This window comes from Cerasibacillus sp. (genome assembly GCF_036516575.1).
Lineage (GTDB): Bacteria > Bacillota > Bacilli > Bacillales > Amphibacillaceae > Cerasibacillus.
This window is the reverse complement of sequence record NZ_DATBTY010000079.1, coordinates 1-1,504: the sequence shown is the minus strand read 5'-3', so window position 1 is coordinate 1,504 and position 1,504 is coordinate 1. Positions and strand designations below refer to the sequence as shown.

Annotated in this window: 3 protein-coding genes; 2 read left to right on the top strand and 1 reads right to left on the bottom strand. The window is 35.8% G+C overall.

Annotated elements, in window-relative coordinates; all coding sequences use genetic code 11:
• Positions 1–247, bottom strand: a 247-nt coding sequence (locus tag VIG73_RS13795; protein WP_331643001.1) for an ATP-binding cassette domain-containing protein, incomplete at its 3' end; no start/stop codon positions are given.
• 126 nt (positions 248–373) lie between these two features.
• Here VIG73_RS13795 and VIG73_RS13790 point away from each other — a divergent pair.
• Both VIG73_RS13790 and VIG73_RS13785 read left to right on the top strand, forming a co-directional pair.
• Complete coding sequence (locus VIG73_RS13790) at positions 374–793, top strand: HIT family protein (RefSeq protein ID WP_331642998.1); 420 nt, start codon at positions 374–376, stop codon at positions 791–793.
• 303 nt (positions 794–1,096) lie between these two features.
• Entirely contained in the window at positions 1,097–1,474 is a 378-nt protein-coding gene (locus VIG73_RS13785) for a YtxH domain-containing protein (protein WP_331642996.1), read from the top strand.
• The last annotated feature ends 30 nt before the right edge of the window (positions 1,475–1,504 follow it).

Here is a 1,504-nt window from a genome sequence, read left to right as displayed (position 1 = left end):
CCGGTATGTATGAAAACGATTGACGATACCCTTCCATGTTGCCCTCTAACGTATGCCCTGCAATTTCAATCGTTCCAGCATGTTGACGCAATAAGCCGATAATATGTTTAATCGTCGTACTTTTCCCCGCTCCGTTCAAACCAATTAAACCGACTAACTCTCCTGCTTCTACTTCAAATGATAAATGATGCAAAACAGGTTTCCGTGTATAACCACCTGTCACATCTGTTAATTTTAAAACCGCCATGCGATCCCCTCTCTTCCTTTCTTCATTTTAACAAATGTATGAAGAAAGTTACATTGATACAAAGACGTTTACCATGTTTTATGCTACACTAAAGATAGATAAAAACGAATAAAAGGAGTGGTTCAGATGGTTTCTTGTATTTTCTGTAATATTATTAACGGTACAATTCCGAGTGAAAAAGTGTACGAAGATGAGCACGTTTATGCATTCATGGACATCACACCTGTCGCGAAAGGTCATTTACTTCTCATCCCTAAAGTCCACCGTGAAAACGTTTACGACATGACGGAAGACGAAGCGGCAAATTTATTCCGTGCCGTTCCTAAAATTGCGAATGCTTTAAAAGCAGAATTCCAACCTGCTGGTATGAACTTATTGCAAAATAACGGTTCACACGCAGGACAAACTGTATATCATTTCCACTTACATTTCATCCCACGTTACGATGAAAAGGACGGATTCGGTTGGACATGGAATCCGCAAGTCGATAAATTAACACCTGAAGTCATCGGTGAACTCGCTACAAAAATTCGCAAACAACTTTGATTATTGTTCAATAAAGTTTAGCTGAAACAATTATCGATAAATTATGATCATTTGTTCTAAAACATTACGTTAGCTAATAGTCGATATAGCTAATTATAAAGCATTTTTTAAAAGGTTAAGGCGTTGAATGAAGTTACGTATGAAACATTAATTCTTCATATCAACCTTAACCTTTTATTATATGTGAATAACAAAGATTTTGGAAAAATTGTTGGAAATATGTATCGTTTTTTACTGAAATTAATTGATTGTCTTTTTATAACATGATTTAATAGATAATAATTCATCTCTTGGAGAAAGGTGTTGGCTATTTTTATGAAACAATCTAACTTTTTACTCGGCGTACTTGCCGGTTCCATTACCGCTTCAGTCGCTGTACTTTTAACGACGTCACAATCGGGCGAACAATTGCGTGCAAATATGAAATCTAAATCGTGCAATCTTCAATCTATGATTGAAGACATTAAAGCGAAAGCAAGCGAACTCGTTGAGTCGATTCAACATTTAACGACAGAAGCAAAAGCAAACTTACCAGAAACGATCGAAGAAATTAAACAATCTGTCATGGTGTGGCAACAATCGACAGAACCACATAAAAATAACTTATCACAGGAAATTGATTCGATTCAAAAGTCTATCGAGCAACTCGAACAACAAATTGCCAAACAGCAAAATCATTAAGTTTTTTCGAAGCTATTTCCTAAAAATAGC

Coding starts and splice junctions, on each gene's coding strand:
- VIG73_RS13790 (WP_331642998.1), top strand. CDS start 374: ATGGTTTCTTGTATTTTCTGTAATATTATTAACGGTACAATTCCGAGT.